The sequence below is a fragment of the [Zimmermannella] faecalis ATCC 13722 genome (assembly GCF_000381765.1).
Taxonomy (GTDB): domain Bacteria; phylum Actinomycetota; class Actinomycetes; order Actinomycetales; family Microbacteriaceae; genus Gulosibacter; species Gulosibacter faecalis.
Map to the genome: position 1 here is coordinate 31,306 of NZ_KB907078.1, position 20,495 is coordinate 51,800.

Below are 20,495 nucleotides of genomic sequence, written 5' to 3' on the forward strand. Positions count from 1 at the left end.
GGAGGGCGCCTGTGAAACGATTGCCCGGTGACGAACGACTACCAGCAGCCAGGGTATCCGCCGCAGGGCGCCGCTTCGTGGAACTACGACACGTCGGGCCAGGGCCCGCAGCCGACCGGCTGGCGGCCGCCGCCGAAGCCGGGCCTGTTCCCGCTTCGCCCGCTGTCGTTCGGTGACATCTTCAGCGCGACGTTCCGCCTGCTGCGGGTCAACGTCGCCGCGAGCTTCGGCGGGGCGTTCCTCGTGCAACTCGTCACCGGCCTGCTCTCGGCGGTGCTCCCGATCGTCGCGCTCATCGTCGGGTCGAACCGACTCGCGATGACGACCTCGGGCCAGGTCGCGAACGAGCTCGGCGTGGCGATGTTCGGCTGGGTCATGCTCGCATTCATCCCCGGCATCATCATCGCGCTCATCGGCAATGCGCTCGTGCAGGTGATCGTCGCGCAGGTCGTCGCGGCCGGCGCGCTCGGGCAGAGCGTCACGCTCGGCGCCGCATTCAAGCAGGCCTTCTCGCGCATCTGGTCGGTGCTCGGCTACCTGCTGCTCGTCGGGCTGGGCGCCACCGTCATCACGGGCGTGCTCGCGCTGCCAATCATCTTCACCGTGCTCGGGGTGATCAACGACAACGGCACGTGGCCGCTGCTCGTGTTGCTCATCCTGCTCGTCGTCTTCGGCGGCCTCGCCCTCTACTTCTGGCTCTCGACGAAGCTGCTGCTCGCGGTGTCGGCGATCGTGCTCGAGAAGCTCGGCCCCATCGCCGCGATCGGCCGCAGCTGGAAGCTCACGAAGGGCTACTTCTGGCGCACGCTCGGCATCTGGATCCTCGTGGCGTTCATCGTCAGCCTCGCGACGCAGGCGATCTCGTCGGTGTTCAGCTTCATCTTCTCGATGTTCGGCGTGTTCGTGCCGTTCGGTGACATCGCGACGGGCCAGGAGGCGATCACGATCGGCGCGGGCATCACGCTCACGCTCATGTCGGTGGTGCTCTCGACGATTCTCGCGGCGATCTCGACCGTGCTCGTCGGCGGCAACGCGACGATCATGTACACCGACCTGCGCATGCGCAAGGAGGGCCTGAACATCCACCTGCAGCAGGCCGCCGAAGATGTCAACGAGGGCCGCGAGCCGTCGACCGATCCGTGGACCGCCCCCGACCTCGGCCCCGTCGAGCCCCAGCAGCCCGCCTACGTGGCGACGCCGCAGTACGGCGGGCAGGCGTATCCGCCGCAGCAGCCGCACGGGGCGTACGGACAGGGCGACCAGGGGACGTTCGGGCAGCCGCAGTACGGCCAGCAGCCGTACGCGCAGCAGCCGTACGGGCAACAGCAGTATGGCCAGCCGGTTGACCCGAATGCGCAGTCGGGCGGATACGCGGCCCCGCAACAGGGCTGGGGCCAGCCCGCGCCGTCGGCCGACGCTGGACAACCAACCGATGCGCCGAGCTACGAGCAGCCGGCCGCGACGCCGTACCAGCCGTTCCCGCAGGACGGCCAGCAGCCGCCTCAGCCCGAGACTCCCGATGCGGCCGCGCCGCGATCGCCGTACGCATCCGGAGCCTCCGACCAGTCGGGCGGTTCGAGCGAGTCCGACGCCTCGGGCGCAGGCGACGACCCCACGCGGCCGCGAGGCGAGTAGCTCCGCCGCATGACGACGCCGATCACGCCCGACGAGGACACCGCCCGCGACTGGCTGCTGCAGGAGCTGTCGAAGGCGGAGTACCAAGAAGCGAAACCGAACCCGATCGATGAGCTGTTCAACGCCATCTGGGAGTGGTTCGCGTCGCTGTTCGAGTACACGCCGAACGGCGTCTTCGGCATCAACCCCGCCTGGATCTTCATCATCCTCGGCATCATTCTGCTCGTCGTGCTGTTCGTGATCTTCGGCCGCCCGCGGGCGGTGGCGCGGCGGCGGTCCGAGCACGGGGCCGTGTTCCTCGAGAATGACACGCGCACGGTTGCGGAGCTCCGCGACGCTTCCGAGCGCGCCGCCGGCCGCGGCGACTGGTCGCTCGCCCTCACCGAGCGGTACCGGGCGATCGCCCGCGCGCTCGCCGACCGCACGCTCATCCGCCTGCGCCCCGGCACGACCGCGCAGGGCGTCGCCGCCGCGGCCGCAGGCCCCTTCCCCGGTGAGCGCGACGAGCTGCGCGGCGCCGCGACCGCGTTCGACGCCGTCCGCTACGCCGAACACGGCGCATCCGCCGACGATTACGAGCGCGTGCGCACCCTCGACGCGCGGCTCGACCGCGCCCACCCCAACCTCGCCGCGGCGCCCGAGGCGGTGGCGCGATGACGACGCTCGAACAGCAGATCGGCGAGCCGCAGCCCGCGGGCCCCACCGCCGCCGAGTCGGTCACGCCGGATGCGCGCGGCGCGTGGAAGCGGCTGCGCGGCTGGCTCATCGCGCTCGTCGGCCTGCTCGGCGCCGCGCTCATCACGGTGCTCATGGTCGGCTCGATGAACCTCGTCTCGAACCGCTTGCTCGACCCGACCTCGCCCGCGCCGAACGGCGCGAAGGCGCTCTTCGAGGTGCTCGGCCAGCACGGCGTCGACACCGAGTACACCGAGACGCTCGAGGCGACCGACGCGGCGCTCGACCGCCCCGACGGGGCGACGCTCGTGCTCGATGATCCGAGCCAGTACCTCGTGTCGCAGCAGGTCTCCGACCTCGTCGAGCGCGCGGGCACCGGCATCGACCGGCTCGTGCTGCTCGACCCCACCGGCTCGGCGTGGGACCTCATGACCGAGGCCGCCTCGTTCGAGGGCTCCTACTGGTCGGCCGAGGACGCCGGGGCGAACGAGCTCGAGATGCCGGCGACGTTTGCGGCGGGCGCCGACTGCCCCCTCGCCGAGAACGCTCCCGAGATCACGAACCTCGGCGGCACCGAGTACACGCCGCTCGAGGGCGGCACCGGGTGCTACCAGGTGCGTGACGGTTACGCGGTCGTGTTCGGCGAGATCGACGGCATCGAGGTCGTCGTGATCGGCTCGAACCTCAACCTCACGAACGAGCAGATTCTCCGCGACGCGAACGCCGCGTTCGCAGTGAACCTGCTCGGCAAGAACGAGCACCTAGTCTGGTACACGGCCTCGGCCGACGACGTGCTCGGCGACATGCCGACGCTCGGCGACTACGTGCCGCCGTGGCTCACGCCGGTGATTCTGCTGCTCGCCGCCGCGGGCGTCGCCTGCGTCATCTGGCGCGGCCGCAGGTTCGGTCCGCTCGTCGCGGAGCGTCTGCCCGTGACCGTGCCCGCGGCCGAGACCATCGAGGGCCGTGCCCGCTTGTACGACCACGGCGACGCGCGACTCCACGCGCTCGACAGCATCCGCCTCGGCACGCTCACGCGCCTCGCCGACCTGCTCGGCCTCGGGCGCACGGCGGCGGCCGAGGCCGTCGCCGACGCCACCGCCGCGACAGCGGGCGTGCCGCGCGAGCACGCGTTCCGGGTGCTCCTCGGGGCGAACCCGGGCAGCGATGCCGAGCTCGTCGAGCTCGCGAACGCGTGCGCCGAACTCGAAACCAGGGTGCGCGCCGCGACCGGCCGCGACCGAAGCAACCGAACCTTCACGAGGGAGCAAGACAACGATGAGTGACCAGATTCGAACCCAGCTCGGCCGCGTGCGCGCCGAAGTGGCGAAGTCGATCGTGGGGCAGGATGCGGCGGTCGAGGGCCTCGTGCTCGCGCTGCTCGCCGACGGGCACGTGTTGCTCGAGGGCGTGCCCGGCACCGCGAAGACCCTGGTCGTACGCACCCTGAGCCACGTGCTCGACCTCGACACGAAGCGCGTGCAGTTCACGCCCGACCTCATGCCGGGCGACGTGACGGGCTCGCTCGTGTTCGACAACAAGTCGGGCGAGTTCGAGTTTCGCGAGGGTCCGGTGTTCACGAACCTGCTGCTCGCCGACGAGATCAACCGCACGCCGCCGAAGACGCAGTCGTCACTGCTCGAGGCGATGGAGGAGCGCCAGGTATCAGCCGACGGCGTCACCCGCAAGCTCCCCGCCCCCTTCATGGTCGCGGCGACGATGAACCCGATCGAGTACGAGGGCACCTACACGCTGCCCGAGGCGCAGCTCGACCGCTTTCTGCTCAAGCTCGTGCTCGACCTCCCGCCGCGCGACGCCGAGATCGAGGTGCTGCGCCGGCACGCCGAGGGCTTCAACCCGCGCGACCTCGCGTCGGTCGGCGTCGACCGCGTGCTCGGCGCGGCCGAGCTGCAGCAGGCGCGCGCCGAGTCGCAGCGCACCCGCGTGAGCGGCGACGTGCTCGCGTACGTCGTCGACCTCGCCCGAGCGACCCGGCAGTCGCCGTCGGTGCGCATGGGCGTCTCGCCCCGCGGCGCGACCGCGCTGCTGCGGGTGTCGAAGGCGAGCGCCTACCTCTACGGCCACGGCGCCGTCACGCCCGACCACGTGCAGCGGATGCTCCTGCCGACCTGGCGCCACCGCATCGTGCTCGAGCCCGAGGCCGAGCTCGAGGGCGTCTCGGCCGACTCGATCCTGCGCTCGATCATGCAGCAGGTGCAGGTGCCGATCTAGCCCATGGCCATCAGCGGAATCTACGTCGGGCTCCTCCTCGTCGGCGCCCTGCCGGTCATGCTGTTCGGCACGACCGGCGAGCGCGCGATCGCGGTGCTCGGGCTCGTGCTGCTCGTGTGGCTCGTGCTCGGCGTGCTCGACTGGCTGCTCGCGACCCCCGCGCGCCGCGTCGCGATCGAGCGCGAGCTGCCCGACCGGGTGCGGCTCGGCGAGACGGTGACGTCGACGCTCCTGCTCACAAACCTCGCCGGCCGCGGCCTCCGCGCCCAGGTGCGCGACGCGTGGGAGCCGTCGGCCGGGGCCCCGCGCATGCGCGAGTGGGTGCGCATCCCCGCCGGCGAGCGGCGCGCGGTCACGACGACGCTGCGGCCCTGGCGCCGCGGCGACCGCCGCAGCGAGCTCGTCGTCGTGCGCTCATGGGGCCCGCTGCGCCTCACCGCGCGGCAGGCGACGCTGCGTGCCCCCGGGCGCGTGCGCATCCTGCCCCCGTTCAACTCGCGCAAGCACCTGCCCTCGCGGGTGCAGCGCCTGCGCGAACTCGACGGGCAGACGACGCTGCAGGTGCGCGGCCAGGGCACCGAGTTCGACTCGCTGCGCGACTACGTGCGCGGCGACGACGTGCGGTCGATCGACTGGCGCGCGACGGCCCGGCGGCAGGAGCTCGTCGTGCGCACGTGGCGGCCCGAGCGCGACCGCCGCGTCGTGATCATCATCGACACGGGGCGCACCTCGGCCGCGCGGATCGAGGACGAGACCCGGCTCGACACCGCGATCGAGTCGGCGCTGCTGCTCGCCGCCCTCGCGACCCGCGCGGGCGACCGCGTCGACCTCGTCGGCTATGACCAGCGCGCCCGCGCGCGCGTGCAGGGTGCGAGCGGGCCGACCGTGCTCTCGAAGATCGTCGACGCGATGGCGAACGTCGAGCCCGAACTGCTCGAGATGAACTGGCTCGACGTGCCGAAGCTCGTACGCGAGGTGACGACGCACCGCGCGTTTGTCGTGCTGCTCACGACCGCCGACAACGAGGGCTCGACGCGGTCGCTCCTCGAGGCGCTGCCCGAGCTCGCGCGCCAGCACCTCGTGCTCGTCGCGTCGGTGACCGACCCCGAACTCACCGACGCCGCGGGTGACCTCAGCGAACGCGACACCGTCTACCGCGCCGCGGCCGCCGAGCGCGCCCTGCTCGACGCCGAGCGCGTGCGCCGCGCCCTCGGGCAGCTCGGCGTCGACACGATCGCGGCGACCCCGTACGACCTGCCGCCCCGCGTCGCCGACCGCTACCTCGAACTGAAGCGCGCCGGCCGGCTGTAGGCCGCGCATCCGGCTGTGCCCTCGCAAGATGAGAGAGCTCTCATGCTGGCGTCATGTGGGTGCGGTGCTCGCTCGATAGCCTCGTGGCAATGATGGGCCCGTGACGGTGCCCACGAAAGTGCCAACGAAAGGAAGTGGTGAGGATGCGCCGACTCGCGCCCGCCCTGTTCTCGGCGGCCTCGGTGCTCGTGCTCACGGTGCTCGCGTTCGCCGGCATCTTCCTCATCAATGACGACCGCGAGGAGGCCGTCGGCGACCGCGTCACGATTCCCGCGACGAGCACGCCGATCCCGACCTCGAGCGGAACCGCGACGCCGGACCCGACCGGGTCGCCCGCGCCCACCGAGACCGGTGGCGCGGATGGTTCGGATGGGTCCGGAAGCTCGGATGGGTCGGGCGATTCAGATGGCTCCGGCGACTCCGGCGGCGCGGCGGCGAACCCCGATCGCGCGCAGCCCGTGAACCCCGCGCCCGCACAGCCGATCGCACCGAACGACGATGATGACGACTGGGACGACGACGATGACTGGGACGACGACGATGATGACGACTGGGATGACGACTAAGCCGTGACACTTGTGATGAGTCGGGACATCAGCGACAGTTTGGGTCCCGACTCATTGCGTTTCCCCGCTCGACCCGGCCCTACCTCCGCCAACTGACGGCAGTTCGCAACGATTCCGCGGAAATCCCCGCAAATTGCCGTCAGTCAGCGATGTTTTGGGCGGCTAGGCGAGGCGGTAGCCGACACCGCGCACGGTCTGGATGCGCTCGGCGCCGAGCTTGCGCCGCAGGTAGCGCACGTACACGTCGACGACGTTCGAGCCCGGGTCGAAATCGAACCCCCACACTCGCGAGAGCAGCTGCTCGCGGGTGAGCACCTGGCCCGGATGCTCGAGCAGCTCCTGCGCGAGCGAGAACTCGCGGGCCGATAACTCGACGGGGGCGCCGTCGACGGTCGCGCGGCGCGTGCGCAGGTCGAGCCGCACGCCGCCGTGCTCGAGCACGGTGACGTCGGCCGCCGACGCCTCACGGCCCGCGGGCGCCTCGCTCGCCGAGCGCAGGCGCAGCCGCACCCGCGCGAGCAGCTCCTCGAACCGGAACGGCTTCGGCATGTAGTCGTCGGCACCCGTCTCGAGTGACTGCACCGTGTCGTCGACCGACGTGCGCGCCGTGAGCACGATCACGGGCGTGCGCACCCCCGAGCCGCGCAGCTGCTCGAGCACCTCGAACCCGTCGAGGTCGGGCAGCCCGATGTCGAGAATGATGAGGTCAAACTCGTCGCTCAGCCCGTGGTCGATGCCCTCGCGACCGGTCTCGACGCCGACCGCCGCGTATCCGGCCGCCTTGAGCCCCTTGGTGATGAAGGCGCGGATGCGCGCCTCGTCTTCGACGATGAGGATGCTGGTCACGGGGCGGTTCCTTCCGGCTCGGAATCGGTGGGGAGCACGAGGGTGAAGCGGCTGCCGACGCCGGGCTGCGACTCGAGCTCGACGGTGCCGCCGTGGCCGTGCGCGATCGACGAGACGATCGCGAGGCCGATGCCGAGGCCGCCGCCGATGCGCGGCAGGTCGCTGCCGTCGCCCTCGCGCGCGAAGCGTTCGAACACGCGCTGCTGTTGCTCAGCCGAGATGCCGACGCCCGCGTCGTGCACCCCCACGCGCAGCACGCGGGTCGCGGGCTCGAGATAGGCGCCGAGGCGGATGCGCGAGCCCTGCTCGGAATACTGCACGGCGTTGCCGGCAAGCTGCAGCAGCGCCTGGGTGACGCGCTGCTCGTCGATCCGAACGACGGCCTCGGGCCGCGAGTCGAGCGACCAGTCGCGGTCGCCGAGCGGCCGCACCTTCTGCAGCACCGAGTCGAGCAGCTCGCCGAGGTCGACGGGCGCGCGGCGCACGAAGTCGGGGCGGGCCGACTTCGCGAGCAGCAGCAAGTCTTCGATGAGCCGGTTCATGCGGCCGAGTTCGTCAAGCACGAGGTCGCGCGTCTCGGCGACCTCGGCCGGGTCGTTCGCGTCGAGCAACTCGAGGTGCCCCTGCACGATCGTGAGGGGCGTGCGCAGCTCGTGACTCACCTCGTCGAGCAGCTCCCGCTGCCCCGCGAACGCGGCCTCGAGCCGGTCGAGCATCGCGTTGATCGTGCCGACGAGCGCCGCGAGATCGTCGTTGCCGTCGGCGGGAATGCGACGGCTCAGGTCGGATGCGGTGATCTCGTGGGCGGTGCGCCGCACCTCGGCGAGTGGTTGCAGCACGCGGCCGAACGCCCGCCACGCGAACACCGCCGCGAGCGCGAGCACGAGGGCGCCGACGAGGAGGCTCACGAGGTGCTGGCGCAGGATCTCGGCGCGGCCCGACGAGAGGTCGTAGGCGGCGACGTACGCGTCGACGCCGTCGGCCGAATCGACCGCGGTCATCGTCACGGGCAGCACGAGCACCCGGTAGCGGCGCACCTCGGTCGCAAACGTGAGCTCGGTCGCGACCGACACCTCACCCGCCGCGGCCTCGACGCGCGCGACGAACTCGGGGTCGTCTTCGACCCGCAGTTCGACCGAGGTGGGCGCCGACCAGCCCGCCGCGCCGTCAACGATGCCGAGGAAGCCCTGCCGCGGCTCCGACACCGAGCGCTCGATCGCGAGCTTGACGAGCGCCTCCGCGGTCGCGAAGGGCTCCCCCGTCGCCGGGTCGACGCCGTCGGTTGCGAGCTGCACGACCTGCGCGTAGGCGCGGTCAAGGCCGCTGTCGACCGACGTGTTGTAGTCGATCCAGTCGATGACGAAGTCGACGAGGGTCGTGATGAGCAGCGTGAGCGCCGTGATGCCGAGCAGCGACGCGAGCACGCGGTTGCGCAGCGACATCTGCATTAGTCAGCAAACACGCGGGTATACCCCGCCTCGGCGGCGCGCAGGTCACCCGTGTGCCCGGCCCGGTACGCGCGTCGGCCGAGCACGAGGCTGTAGCCGAGATAGGCGGCGAGCGCGAGTGCGCCGATGCCGATCTTCACGGGCCACGGCCAGTCCTGGCGGGTGACGAAGCCCTCGATGAGCCCCGAGAGCAGCAGGAAGATGGTCGTTCCCACCGCGACAATTACCAGCGTGCGACCGGCGTGACCGAGCGCATCCACTCGCGTGCGGTTGCCGGGCACGACGAGCGACCAGAACACGGCGAAGCCGGCACCGCCTGCAACGAAGATCATGGTCATCTCGAGCAGGCCGTGGGGCGCAATCCAGAGGAAGAAGGCGTCGAGGTGGCCGAACGACGCGAGCACCGCGGCCGACATGCCGAGCGAGATGCCGTTCTGAATGAGCACGAAGATCGGGTACAGCCCGGTGATGCCGAACGCGATGCACTGCGCGGCGATCCACGCGTTGTTCGTGAACACCTGGGCCGCGAACGCCGTCTCAGAGAAGTCGGAGTAGTAGTTAATGAAGTCCTCTTCGGCGTACTGCTCGAGGCCCGCCTGCGTGCCGTAGAACGAGAGCACCTCGGGGTTCGCCATGTGCCAGAAGTACGAGAGCAGGCCGGCGCCGATCGTGAGCACCGCCGCCGCGAGCGTCCACCACCGCACCTGGTACAGCGACGCCGGGAGCTGCTCGACGAAGAACTCGCGCAGCACGACGAGCACGTTGCGGCGCACCCGCGTGAAGCGTCGCCGCGACCGGGCGAGGTCGATCGAGAGTCGCACACTCTCGGCACTGTCGCCCGTCGCCGTGCGCAGGGCCGAGAGGTCGGTCGCGCCCGCCTGGTACCGGCCAATGAGTTCATCCGACTCGGCGCCGCTCAACCGCCGGCCGCGCGAGAGGTCGCTCAGGCGAGACCATTCTGCGCGCCGGGCTTCGGCGTAGGCGTCGATGTCCATATGGTGAAATACTCTCATGTCTGCCCCCGCGACTCCGAGGATTGCCTCCTATGCCGACGACGACATCGTCATCGGCGAGGGCGTCGCCCTCAGCATCCCCGCCGCCGGATGGGTGCTGCGAGCCGGCAGCGCCGCAATCGACGCCGCGATCGTGTTCATCGGGTACCTCGTGTCGCTGCTCGCGCTCGGGTGGGTGTTGACGTCGTTCGTGCTGAACAACAACATGCAGTTCGAGACCGCATGGGTGCCGGTGATTCAAATCACGTGGGCCGTGCTCTGGTTCTTGCTCGTGCCGCTCACGATCGAGACGCTCTCGAACGGGCGCTCGCTCGGCAAGCTCATCTTCGGCCTGCGCGTCGTGCGCGACGACGGCGGCGCGATCGGTTTCCGGCACAGCTTCGTGCGGGCCATCGCCGGGCTCGCCGAGATCTTCGGCACGATGGGCAGCATCGCCGCGCTCGTTGGGCTGTTTAACCCGCGGTCGAAGCGGGTCGGTGACCTGCTCGCCGGCACCTACGCGCAGTACGAGCGGGCGCCGAAGCCGAAGCCGCTCGGGCTCACGCTGCCCCCGCAACTGGCGGCTTGGGCGAACCTCGCCGACGTCGCCCGCCTGCCCGACCCGCTGGCCCGGCGCATCCGCGACTTCTTCACTCAGGCGCACGCGCTCTCGCCGAATGCTCGCGAGCACCTCGCCGGCGATCTTGCGCGGCGCGCGCGGCCGTACGTGCATCCGATTCCCGACGTCGACGCGACGACCTTCCTGGTCGGCGTGACGGTCGTGCGTCGCGATCGCGAGTACGCCGGGATGCTCGGACGGCAGCGCCGCACCGCGCGCCTCGACGCGACGCTGCACGGGAACCCGCACGGGTTCCCGACGCGCGGGTAGGGCTGGGGCGGTCGCCGCGGTCGCGCGGTGCGCGAGCGGGTGTATCGCACGGTAGCCGGGTACATCGTGTGCGATACCGCCGGTGCCGAATCATGCACCCACTCGGCGAGCAGGTGCATCGCACGGTTGGCGGGTGCATCGTGCGCGATACCGCAGGTGCCGCAGGATGCGGCGGCTCAGGTGGAGAGGATGCAGCGGCTCACGCGGGGAGGCGGCTGCAGCTCAGGTGAACTGGATGCAGTGGCACGGCCAGGATGCGGCTGCTCAGTTGAGGGGTGCGCGCGGGCCGCGCTGCAGGTACGACAGCAGCAGCGCGAGCAAGAAGCAGAGCACGTAGGTTCCGGCGGCGGCCGCCCAGCTCGCCTGGAACGTGCCCGTGAGGTCGATGAGCTGCCCGACGAGCGCTGGCCCGAGCGCGAAGCCGAGGTACATGCCGGCCGAGACGAGCCCCGACGCGATGCCGATGCGTGCCGCCGGCGCCGCCATGATGATGCCCGAGTTGATCACGACGTTCGCGGCGAGCGGCAGCGCCGCGTGCATCGCGATCCCAAGCCAGAGCAGGCACACCTGCCCCGTCACCGACGCGAGCGAGAGCGCCACGAGCCCGACGACCCCGCCGAGGCTCATGATCGAGATGAGCGGCGCTGGCCTCCCCCAGCCACCGTTCACACGCCCCCAGCCGACCCGGCTCGCGATGCCGATGACGCCGATCACGCCAATGACGAGGCCACCGATCTCGACCGGGAACCCGAACTCGCGCACCGAGAACAGCGACACGTACGCGTTCACGCCCTGCGTGCCGACGGCGTTCAGGAACGAGATCGCGGTGAAGATCCACACGGCGCCCGGCAGCTTGTCGCCGCGCCCCGGCAGTTGCACGGCGCCCGTGCGGGGGCCAGCGCCGCGGCCCGACCGCCGGCGCAGCACCGCGAACGCAACGCCGAAGCAGGCGGCGCAGACGGCGGCGCCGACGGTGCCGGCGAGGGTCCAGCCGCCGACGCTCGCAATGAGCGGGAACGTCAGGCCCGCAACGAGCATGCCCATCTGCACGCCCGACTGTTTCCAGCCCATCCAGGCCGAGCGCTGCGCCTTCGGTACTCGGGTCGCGATCAGCCGGTTCGTGACCGGGTTCGACAGCGCCTGCGCGGGGCCGACGAGCAGCGCCGCAACCAGGAACCCCGCAAACGTGTGCCAAAAAATCGTGAGCACGAACGCGGCGAGTGTGCCGAGCATGATTAGCGCCATCTGCATGACCGTCGAGAGCCGGTCGGCGAGCACGCCGAGCACGGTCGCGGTGAGCCCGGCCGAGAGGAAGATCGTCGAGAGAATCAACCCGAACTGGCCGTCGGTAATGCCGAAGCTCTCGATGAGCGGCGCGCTGAGCGACGTCACGCCGAAGTTGAACATGACACCAACGGCCATCGCGGCCATGAGCACGAACAGCAGGATGCGCGGGGCACGCTGCGGTGCGTCATGCGTCGTGCGCTCGGTCGGCATCGTGGGCATCACTCTCTCGGTCAAACTGGGCGGGAACGCGACGCGCCGCCCCACGCAAGGTGCGAGGGGCGGCGCGGGCGACCCGGTGGTCGGCGCTTACGCGGCGGCGTAGGGGTCGGGAATCGCGGTGTACTTCGTGTAGAGGTACTCCTCGATGCCCTCGAACGAGCCTTCCTTGCCGACGCCCGACTGCTTCACGCCGCCGAACGGGGCCGCGGCGTTCGAGAGCACGCCGACGTTGAGGCCCATCATGCCCGACTCGATGCGGTCCATCATGCGCTGGCCGCGGGCGAAGCTCTCGGTGAAGACGTACGACATGAGGCCGTACTCCGAGCCGTTCGCGAGGGCGACGGCCTCGTCTTCGGTCTCGAAGGTGATGATCGGGAGCACCGGCCCGAAGATCTCCTCGTGGAAGATCTTCGCGCCCTGGGTGATCTTGCTCAGCACGGTGGCCTCGAAGAAGTAGCCGTCGCCGTCAACGGGCTTGCCGCCCGAGATGACCTCGGCGCCGTTCGCGACCGCGTCGTCGACGAGTTCCTTGACCTTGTCGACGGCCTTCGACTCGACGAGCGGGCCGATGACGACGCCGTCTTCGGTGCCGGGGCCCATCTTGAAGTCGTTCACCTTCGCGGCGACGCGCTTCGAGAACTCGTCGGCGATCGACGCCTGCACGATGATGCGGTTCGCGGCGGTGCACGCCTGGCCGATGTTGCGGAACTTCGCGGCGATGACGCCGTCAACGGCCTTGTCGAGGTCGGCGTCTTCGAAGACGACGAACGGCGCGTTGCCGCCGAGTTCCATCGACGTGCGGAGCACCTTGTCGGCGGCCTTCTTCATGAGGTTAACGCCGACCGGGGTCGAGCCCGTGAACGAGATCTTGCGCAGGCGGTCGTCTTCCATGATCGCGTCGGTGACGCCGCCGGTGTTGCGGGTCGTGATGACGTTGACGACACCCTTCGGCACGCCGACCTCTTCGAGCACCTTCGCGAAGTAGAGGGTGGTGAGGGGCGTGAGCGAGGCGGGCTTCACGATGACGGTGTTGCCGGCCGCGAGCGCGGGCGCGATCTTGCGGGTCGCCATCGCGAGCGGGAAGTTCCAGGGGGTAATGAGGAAGCAGGGGCCGACCGGGTGGTGGCTCACGAACATGCGCTGCGTGCCCTCGGGGTTCGACGAGTAGCGGCCGACGATGCGCGGCGCCTGCTCGGCGAACCAGCGGAGGAACTCGCCGCCGTAGTTCACTTCGCCCTGCGCCTCGGCGAGGGGCTTGCCCATCTCGAGCGTCATGAGCAGCGCGAACTCGTCGCGGCGGGCGATGACCTCGTCGAACGCCTTGCGCAGCAGCTCGCCGCGGGTGCGGGCGGGGGTGCGCGCCCACTCGTCCTTGACCGCGACGGCGGCGTCGAGCGCGGCAACGCCCTGCTCGACCGAGGCGTTCGCGACGCGAAGGAGCTCTTCGCCGGTCGCCGGGTTGTTCACCACGAAGGGCTCGCCGCCCTCGCCGTCGACCCACTCGCCGCCAATGAGCAGCTGGGTCGGGATCTTCGCGAGAAGCTCGGACTCGGTGGGGTAGGTCATCTATGACTCCAATTCGTTGCGCTGGTGCCAGGAGGCGGTGGACGCGTGGCGTCGGCGGCGTCGAAGACGCGGCTGCGCGGCTGCGCGTGATATCGACGCTACACCGCGAGTGCAACCAGATTCGTCGTCGAGTTGCACGCATCTGCAACTCATCATTGTGCGAAGTCACAGTGTTGCGCGTCGCGTGCCAGACTAGCCGTATGCCGACCGCATCCGCCGCCTCGAACGCCACAACTGGCGCCACCACCGGCTCGGCCGCACCTCGGCAGGCCGCGTCGTCGCACTCGCAGACGCTCTCGCGCGGCATTCGCGCGCTCGAGGTGCTCGCCGAGGCCGGGCATCCAATCTCGATCGCCGAGCTCGCCGCGGCGCTCGACGTGCACCGCTCGGTCGCGTACCGGCTGCTGCGCACGCTCGAAGACCACGGCCTCGTGCGGCGCGACTCGCAGGGGCTGATTCGGCTCGGGGCACGGATGGCGCAGCTCGCGCGGGGCGTGCAGCGCGACATGCAGACGGTCGCGATGCCCGAACTCACCGACCTCGCGAACCGCTTCGCCGTGACCGCGTTCGTCGGGCTGCTCGACGACGATGACATCGTGACGCTCATGAGCGTCGAGCCGCGCGTCGCCTCGACCTCGGTCGCGCAACGCCCGGGCACGCGCCACTCGCTGCTCACGGGCGCCCCGGGCCTCGCGGTACGGATGCAGATGCCGGGTTCCGAACTCGCCGAGCTTCGGGCGCGGGGGCTCGATCCCGACGACGAGGCGATTCGCGCGGCCATCGCGAAGGGCTACGCCGCCTCGACCGACGAGGTGATTCCGGGGCTCTCGGCGCTCGCCGTGCCGCTCCCCCTCGTCGACGAACAGCTCGCCTCGCTCGCCGTCGTCTATCTCAGCCCGAAGGACGAGCCCGACGTCGCCGCGCTCGTCGAGAGCCTGCGCGCATCCGCCCACGCGATCTCGAGCGCGCTCAGCTAGACGACTCCCGCGGAAACACGGGCGACTCGGCGGGAAAAGCGTCGTTGCCCCGGGGGAACACGGCATCCCCGAGGCAACGGACTTGCTCGCACCCCGACGTCGCGGCACGAAACCTGCGGATCGTCGAGCCAACTTCGAGGCGTTGCGGGTAACGATTGTGACTCGACGTGATCCTCTGCATAGTTTGCACCATGACTCGCGCTAGCACAAAGCGGTCTGAAGAAGTCGACATTTGCCGGGATGTCACGCCGGAGCCGAGTCGTCGATCAGCCGTTCGGCTGACACTGCCGCGGCGACTCCATGCCAGGGAATGATGTCGAGCGACGAAGCGCGTCACTAGGCTGTTGACAGCCGATCGGCGACTCCGTGCAACGCAGCAACACGTGACCTGAACGCCCGATCGATCCAACGTCCACAGCCCAGCAGAGATAGAGGAAATCATGTCGACCAAGAAGCTCCGCATCCCCGGCGTCCTCGCCGCGTTCGCCATCGCTGGGCTCGTGCTCACCGGTTGCGCGAGCGGCAACGAGCGAATCGAAGACCGCGACAACACCGAGGTCGAAGACGACACGACCGAGGAGACCACCGACTCGGGCGACACGACCGACGAGACCACCGACACGGAGACCGACACTGACGACGAGGAGTTCCAGGCTCCCGAAGAGCAGAGCGTGTTCGACATCACGGTCGGCGACTGCATCACGCAGCCCGAGGAGGCCGACCAGTACCAGAGCCTCGAGGTCGTGCCTTGCTCACAGCCGCACGAGTACGAGGTGTTCCACGAGTTCAACGTGAGCGCGACCGAGTTCGACCAGGACGCGATCGAGCAGGAAATCTACGACGTCTGCTACGTGGACGAGTTCGAGAAGTTCGTCGGCACCGCCTACGACAACACGACCCTCGGCGTTCAATACCTTTCGCCGACCCAGAGCAGCTGGGACGACTACGACGACCGCCTCGTGAGCTGCATGGTCTACGAGAAGGGCGCCGACAACGAGACGACCGGCACCCTGCAGGACTCGCGCCTCTAGACCTACCGAACTGAGCGCCCCTGGCGCGTGTCACACGGGACACGCACCGGGGGCGCTTCTTCGTGCCGAGGTGCAAGGATGCTCACATGCCCGATTTCACGCTTCGCCAGCTCGAGTACCTGCTCGCGGTCGCCGACTCCGGCACCATCTCGGGCGCCGCGACCGAGTTGCACGTATCAGAATCGGCCGTCGCGACCGCACTCACGCAGCTCGAACGCAGCCTCGGCACGTCGCTGCTCGTGCGCCGGCGCGCACACGGCGTGCAGCTCACGTCCGAGGGCGAGCTCGCTGTCGACCGCGCCCGGGCGCTGCTCGTGCAGGCGCAGGATTTCCGCGCCGAATTCGCGTCGACCGAGCTGCGCGGCACGGTGCACCTCGCGACGTATCCGACCCTCGCGCCCACGCTCGCGCCGCGACTCGTGCGCAAGCTCGAGGATGCACATCCCGGCCTCAACGTCGAGGTGTCGACGATGCCTGCCGGCCAGCTGCAGCAGGAGGTCGAGCACGGCCGCATCGACCTCGGCATTTGCTACGGGTTTGACCTCGACGACACGCTCGAGCGCAAGACGCTGCGCCAGCTTCACGCCCACGTCGTGCTGCCACCCGACCACCGCCTCGTCGACGCCGAGCGCGTCGACCTGCGCGACCTCGAGGCCGAGCCGTTCATTCGCTACGACCAGTCGCCGAGCTGGGAGCACACGCAGTCGGTGCTGCGCGCCGCCGGGATTCAGGTGAACACGCGCTTCACGACGAGCGGCTACGAGCTTGCCCGCTCGTACGTCGCGGCCGGCCTCGGGTGGAGCCTGTTCGTTATGCGCTCGCTCAACGAGGGCACGCGCGACGGCGGGCACATCGTTGTGAAACCGATTACGCCGCCACCCGCGCCGACCGAGGTCGTGGCGGTGTGGCGGCGGAACCGGCCGATGCGTCGGGTCAGGCCGCTGCTCGACGCGCTCGAGGCGATCGTGCGCGACGACGCGAGGACACTGCCCGAACTGAGCTAGCGCGAGCGCCGGCTCGGAATCTCGTCGGGGTGGTAGTACTCGAGCATGATCGACTGCGTCTCTTCGGGGCGACGGTCGGGGTCGAACAGCTCGTAGCGGCCCGACTCCTCGAACCCGACGTCGAGCGGGATGCCCCGGCGGTCGCGCAGCACGAGCACGGCGCTGAGCGAGAGCAGGATCATGAACAAGAGATACTGCGACACCGCCTGCGTCGTGCCGAACTGCGCGACGAGCGCCGCCGCGATGGTCGGGGCGAACGCGCCACCGATGATCGCACCGATCGCGTACGAGATTGATACGCCCGAGGTGCGCACCGAGGCCGGGAACGTCTCGGCGTACCAGGCGGCCTGCGGCCCGTAGGTGAGGCCGAGCCCGACGGCGAAGATCACCATGCCGACGGTGAGCCAGAACAGCTCCCCCGAGTTCACGAACCAGAACAGCGGGAACGCGAAGAAGGCCATCCACAGGAACCCGATGATGTACGTGTTCTTGCGGCCGATCCAGTCGGCGAGGTACCCCGACACGAGGGTCGAGATGAACCACATCGCCGCCGCGATCGTCACCGCGTTGAGCACGCCCGTGCGGTCGAGCGCGAGCGGCCCGTCGGGGTTCGCGGCATAGTTCGTAATGAACCCGCCGGTGATCATGTAGCCCGAGGCGTTGTTGCCCGCGAAAACGAGGGCGAGCAGAATCACGAGCTTCCAGTGCTTGCGGAACAGCTCGACGATCGGCATCTTCGTGCGCTGGCCGGCCTGCTTCATCTCGGTGAACACGGGCGACTCTTCGACCGACTGCCGCACGATGAAGCCGACGACGACGAGCACGATCGAGAGCAGGAACGGCACGCGCCAGCCCCACTCGGTGAACGCTTCGCCGGGCGAGATCCAGCCCGACATGATGGCGAGCACTGCGGTCGCGAGCAGCATGCCGATCGGCACGCCGAGCTGCGGGTACATGCCGAAGCGGCCGCGCTTGTTCGCGGGGGCGTACTCGACCGCCATGAGCACGGCGCCGCCCCACTCGCCACCGGCCGAGACGCCCTGCAGGATGCGCAGAATGATGAGCAGGATGGGCGCGAGCACGCCGATCTGGTCGAACGTCGGCAGCACACCGATGAGGGTCGTCGCGGCACCCATGAGCACGAGCGTGATGACGAGCATGAGCTTGCGGCCGAGGCGGTCACCGTAGTGGCCGACGAGCGCCGCGCCGAGCGGGCGGAACAGGAACGAGATACCGACCGTCAGGAACGTGAGGATCTGGCCGAGCGTGCCGCCGACCTCCGCGAAGAAGAGCTCGTTGAACACGAGGCCCGCGGCGTTCGCATAAATAAAGAAGTCGTACCACTCGATCGTGGTGCCGACGATGGTTGCGCCGACTACCCTGCGGCGCTCGCGCGCAGACTGCTGCACGCTGGTAGGTGAGGACATGGGACTCCTTTGTCATCCACGGCGCATCGCGGGTGATGCGGTCGTGGAAAATCTACTGCGCGACCGAGCCCGAAAACCGGCCGCGTTCACGCAATTCTTCGGCTAGCATCCGCGATTTCAGTGCGAAACCACCGCTGCTCCGCGGGCCGGATGCTCGACTCAGTTTCGCGCGGATCGTATTTGAAATCAAATCTAATTTTGCGGTGATGCACCCAATTTGCGATGGCCACGGGCTACCATGAGGGGCAAATGTCTCAGGCATGGTCAGACGTCGAAGTCACCGGGGCGAGCGAACTTGCGCCCGACGGTGCTGCCGCCGTGCCACAACCCCGCTACACGAGCGCCGACTCGGGCGTCGTCGACCTCGCCGGATTCCAGCGCTGGGTTGACGCCTCGTTCGTGCCGCTGCGGGTGACGTCGCCGCTCGGCGAGACGTTTCGCGGCCGCGTCGCCGGCGTGAACGTGCACGGCGTCGGCTTCACCGACGTGCGCGGCGACCCGCAGCTCGTCGAGCGCACACCCGAACTCATCTCGGCCGCGACCGACCACTTCTACAAGATCTCGCTGCAGCTCGAGGGCGCATCGCTGCTTCGCCAGGGCGGCCGCAGCGTGGAGCTGCACCCGGGCGACCTCGCGATCTACGACACGTCGCGGCCGTACGAACTCGAGTTCACGGCCCCGTTCCGCGTGCTCGTGATCATGCTCCCCCACTCGCTGCTCGCGGTGCCGCACGGCCTCGCCTCGGAGTTCACGGCGATTCGACTCGCGGGGTCGGAGGGGCTCGGTCGCGTCGTCTCGCCGTTCCTCGCGACGCTCGGCACGAACCTGCAGGAGCTGCGCGGCCCCGCCGGCGCGAAGCTCGCGCAGAACGCCGTTGACCTGCTCGACACCCTGCTCGCGAACGAGTTCGACCTCGCGCGCTACGCATCCGACCCGCACCTCAGCCTGCTGCAGCAGATTCGCGACCGCATCGACGAGCACCTCGGCGACCCAAACCTCGGGCCGAGCTCGATCGCCGCGTCGGCGTTCATCTCGGTGCGGCACCTGCACAACCTGTTTCAAGATCAGGGGCAGACTGTCGCGTCGTACATTCGCACGCGACGGCTCGAGCGCACCTACCTCGACCTCACGAACCCGAAGCAGGCCGACGAGTCGGTCGCGTCGATCGGCAACCGCTGGGGGTTCAAGGACCCGGCGCACTTCTCGCGCGCGTTCAAACAGGCGTATGGCGAGTCACCGAGCGAGGTGCGCCGGCAGGCCCTCGCGAGCCGCGCATCCGCCCACCCTGAGCACGCCGACGAGACCTGATCAGTCCGACGCGACCTGATGGCCTGCCAGCAGGTTTGGTCGCTGTCGTCAGGTCTCGTCGGGTTCGGAAGGGATGGGCTGGGAGGGCAGGGCGGGCCAGGCCAGTTAGCGGCGGTCGCGGGCCGGGGCGCCGTCGATCGGCAGCTCGACGCCGATGCCGCGCTCGGCGGCGCGCTTGGCGGCGATGGCCGCGAGCGCCGTATCCCACGACCCGGCCCCCTGCGACACGAACGCCGTGATCGCGTCGGCGTCGCCGCGCACCTCGCCGCGCGCGATGAGGTCGCCGAGCTCCCCGACGTCGGCCCAGTCGAGCGTTCCGGCATCGGCGGCGCGGATGAGCGTGCCGCCCTCGCGCTGCGCGGCCACTCGGTCGTCGGTCACGATGAGGTCGAACTCGGCGAACGCCTCGGGCTCGACCTCGGCGTTCTTCGGGTTGTTCGAGCCCGCGAAGATGTAGTGCCGCCCCGGGAGCACGTGCTGGCGCAGCAGCACGGGGTCGTGGGCGCTCGTCATCGTGATGACGACCTGCGCCGACGCGATTGCCTCGTCGATCGAGTCGAACGTCGTCGCCGTCGCGCCCGAGGCCTGGGCGACCGCCTCGGCGAAGGCCGCGGCCCGCTCGGCGTTGCGACCGTAGACGTTGAGCTGCGTCGCACCCGTCGCGAGCAGCACGGCCTCGGCCTGCGTGCGCGCCTGGTAGCCGGTGCCGATGATCGCGACGGTGTCGGTGGCGGGCGGCGCGAGCGTGCTCGCTGAGATGCCGCTCGCGGCGCCGGTGCGCAGCTGGCCGAGCCGGTCGGCCTCGTAGAGGGTCGTGAGGGCGCCCTCGGCATCGAACAGCAGGCCCCAGAACTTCGCCGCGCCGTTGCCGGTGACGTACACCTTCGCGCCGAGCGCGTCGGCGCTCGCGACGCTGCCGCCGAGCACGTTGAGCGCGAGGCCGTTCAGTCGGGCGCGGCTGCGCGGGGCATTGCCCGACGTGCCGAGCCCCTGATCGCGCAGGGCGTCGGTGACGGCCTCGAGCGCGTCGCGCAGGTCGACGAGCCCGTCGATGTCGGCTTCGGTGAGAAAACGAACCACGA

At 69.8% G+C, this 20,495-nt stretch carries 18 protein-coding genes; 11 read left to right on the forward strand and 7 right to left on the reverse strand.

The features are described from left to right. Window positions 1-27 precede the first annotated feature (27 nt). From G328_RS0107230 to G328_RS15860, 6 genes are all read left to right on the forward strand, one after another. Window positions 28-1,635, forward strand: a complete 1,608-nt coding sequence (locus G328_RS0107230; RefSeq protein WP_019618675.1) for a glycerophosphoryl diester phosphodiesterase membrane domain-containing protein — start codon at window positions 28-30, stop codon at window positions 1,633-1,635. 9 nt (window positions 1,636-1,644) lie between these two features. Further along, window positions 1,645-2,292 (forward strand): DUF4129 domain-containing protein, encoded by a 648-nt coding sequence (locus G328_RS14665; protein WP_019618676.1) that lies wholly within the window; start codon window positions 1,645-1,647, stop codon window positions 2,290-2,292. Continuing rightward, the gene (locus G328_RS0107240; protein WP_019618677.1) at window positions 2,289-3,596 is read left to right on the forward strand and encodes a DUF4350 domain-containing protein; all 1,308 of its coding nucleotides are present in this window, start codon (window positions 2,289-2,291) and stop codon (window positions 3,594-3,596) included. Before G328_RS14665 ends, G328_RS0107240 begins: the two co-directional genes overlap by 4 nt. Next, window positions 3,589-4,542, forward strand: coding sequence for an AAA family ATPase (locus G328_RS0107245; RefSeq protein WP_019618678.1), 954 nt, complete (start codon window positions 3,589-3,591; stop codon window positions 4,540-4,542). Before G328_RS0107240 ends, G328_RS0107245 begins: the two co-directional genes overlap by 8 nt. A 3-nt stretch (window positions 4,543-4,545) precedes the next feature. Beyond that, window positions 4,546-5,853, forward strand: coding sequence for a DUF58 domain-containing protein (locus tag G328_RS0107250; RefSeq protein ID WP_019618679.1), 1,308 nt, complete (start codon window positions 4,546-4,548; stop codon window positions 5,851-5,853). 143 nt (window positions 5,854-5,996) lie between these two features. After that, a complete protein-coding gene (locus G328_RS15860) occupies window positions 5,997-6,419 on the forward strand; it encodes a hypothetical protein (RefSeq protein ID WP_019618680.1) in 423 nt (140 codons plus the stop codon). 162 nt (window positions 6,420-6,581) lie between these two features. Here G328_RS15860 and G328_RS0107260 read toward each other — a convergent pair whose 3' ends face one another. Genes G328_RS0107260 through G328_RS0107270 form a run of 3 tightly spaced genes read right to left on the reverse strand, consistent with a single transcriptional unit; the run spans window position 6,582 to window position 9,708 of the window. Beyond that, the gene (locus G328_RS0107260; protein WP_019618681.1) at window positions 6,582-7,265 is read right to left on the reverse strand and encodes a response regulator transcription factor; all 684 of its coding nucleotides are present in this window, start codon (window positions 7,263-7,265) and stop codon (window positions 6,582-6,584) included. After that, window positions 7,262-8,707: a sensor histidine kinase gene (locus G328_RS0107265; RefSeq protein WP_026339721.1), complete on the reverse strand. Its 1,446-nt coding sequence runs from the start codon at window positions 8,705-8,707 to the stop codon at window positions 7,262-7,264. The genes G328_RS0107260 and G328_RS0107265 overlap by 4 nt, the downstream gene beginning before the upstream one ends. Before the next feature lie 5 nt (window positions 8,708-8,712). Continuing rightward, window positions 8,713-9,708, reverse strand: a complete 996-nt coding sequence (locus G328_RS0107270) for a stage II sporulation protein M (protein WP_019618683.1) — start codon at window positions 9,706-9,708, stop codon at window positions 8,713-8,715. A 16-nt stretch (window positions 9,709-9,724) separates the two neighbouring features. On the opposite strand from G328_RS0107270, the gene G328_RS0107275 reads away from it, so the two are divergent. Beyond that, a complete protein-coding gene (locus G328_RS0107275; protein ID WP_019618684.1) occupies window positions 9,725-10,594 on the forward strand; it encodes an RDD family protein in 870 nt (289 codons plus the stop codon). 264 nt (window positions 10,595-10,858) lie between these two features. Here G328_RS0107275 and G328_RS0107280 read toward each other — a convergent pair whose 3' ends face one another. Together G328_RS0107280 and G328_RS0107285 are read right to left on the reverse strand one after the other, a co-directional pair. Continuing rightward, window positions 10,859-12,091: an MFS transporter gene (locus G328_RS0107280; protein WP_026339723.1), complete on the reverse strand. Its 1,233-nt coding sequence runs from the start codon at window positions 12,089-12,091 to the stop codon at window positions 10,859-10,861. Between the two features lie 96 nt (window positions 12,092-12,187). Next, complete coding sequence (locus G328_RS0107285; protein WP_019618686.1) at window positions 12,188-13,666, reverse strand: NAD-dependent succinate-semialdehyde dehydrogenase; 1,479 nt, start codon at window positions 13,664-13,666, stop codon at window positions 12,188-12,190. Between the two features lie 200 nt (window positions 13,667-13,866). Between G328_RS0107285 and G328_RS0107290 the strand changes: the two genes are divergently transcribed. The 3 genes from G328_RS0107290 (at window position 13,867) to G328_RS14675 (ending at window position 16,678) form a co-directional block, all read left to right on the forward strand. After that, window positions 13,867-14,643: an IclR family transcriptional regulator gene (locus G328_RS0107290; protein ID WP_019618687.1), complete on the forward strand. Its 777-nt coding sequence runs from the start codon at window positions 13,867-13,869 to the stop codon at window positions 14,641-14,643. Between the two features lie 440 nt (window positions 14,644-15,083). Next, complete coding sequence (locus tag G328_RS0107295) at window positions 15,084-15,674, forward strand: septum formation family protein (protein WP_019618688.1); 591 nt, start codon at window positions 15,084-15,086, stop codon at window positions 15,672-15,674. Window positions 15,675-15,760: 86 nt separating this feature from the next. After that, entirely contained in the window at window positions 15,761-16,678 is a 918-nt protein-coding gene (locus G328_RS14675; protein ID WP_019618689.1) for a LysR family transcriptional regulator, read from the forward strand. On the opposite strand, the gene G328_RS0107305 is transcribed toward G328_RS14675, so the two are convergent. Then, on the reverse strand, window positions 16,675-18,105 hold the full coding sequence (locus G328_RS0107305; protein ID WP_051082878.1) for an MFS transporter: 1,431 nt from the start codon (window positions 18,103-18,105) through the stop codon (window positions 16,675-16,677). The two genes, G328_RS14675 and G328_RS0107305, sit on opposite strands and share 4 nt — an antisense overlap. A 249-nt stretch (window positions 18,106-18,354) precedes the next feature. Between G328_RS0107305 and G328_RS14680 the strand changes: the two genes are divergently transcribed. Then, a complete protein-coding gene (locus G328_RS14680) occupies window positions 18,355-19,413 on the forward strand; it encodes an AraC-like ligand-binding domain-containing protein (protein ID WP_019618691.1) in 1,059 nt (352 codons plus the stop codon). Window positions 19,414-19,518: 105 nt separating this feature from the next. Here G328_RS14680 and G328_RS0107315 read toward each other — a convergent pair whose 3' ends face one another. After that, window positions 19,519-20,493, reverse strand: coding sequence for an ornithine cyclodeaminase family protein (locus G328_RS0107315; RefSeq protein WP_019618692.1), 975 nt, complete (start codon window positions 20,491-20,493; stop codon window positions 19,519-19,521). Window positions 20,494-20,495: the final 2 nt, after the last annotated feature.